Source organism: Streptomyces neyagawaensis, from assembly GCF_023516595.1.
GTDB classification, from domain to species: Bacteria; Actinomycetota; Actinomycetes; order Streptomycetales; family Streptomycetaceae; genus Streptomyces; species Streptomyces neyagawaensis.
On the sequence record NZ_JAMGBG010000262.1, the window covers coordinates 1 to 459 of the forward strand.

The window sequence follows — 459 nt, forward strand, 5'->3', positions numbered from 1 at the left end:
GCAGCGCGGCGCCTTCACGCCGACGGCGGCGGACGAGGGCTGCCTCGTCGGCGGCGACGTCGCCGGAGGCGGGGGACGTGGCAAGGCCGTCGAGGGAGGCCGGAACCGGCTCCGGTGAAGTGGTCAACTCCGCGTAGTCGGCGATCCTCGACCGGCGTACGCCGGTCGACGCGCCACCGGCTGCCCCGTGATCAGACATGCGTGCGATCATCGCATCGGTGTGTTGAGGGCTGCAACGCCGTGCCTTTGCCCTTGTACAGCAGCCGACTTCGGCCGGCCGGAGGGCATTCGGGCGGTTGGCGGCTGAAGGGATTCGGTCGGCCGGAAGGGGTTCGGTCGGCCGGAAGGGGTTCGGTCGCCAGAAGGGATACGGCCCGGCCGGACAGGCCCACACAGACTGTCCAGCAGTTGGGGCGGAACAGGGGGAAGCATGTCGTTCGGGCCACCGCCCGCGGAGTC

Annotated in this window: 1 protein-coding gene; it reads right to left on the bottom strand. The window is 71.0% G+C overall.

The window, feature by feature from the left end:
• A partial coding sequence (locus M8J73_RS44620) for a hypothetical protein (RefSeq protein WP_249829943.1) occupies positions 1-199 on the bottom strand: 199 nt, incomplete at its 3' end.
• Between the last annotated feature and the right edge of the window lie 260 nt (positions 200-459).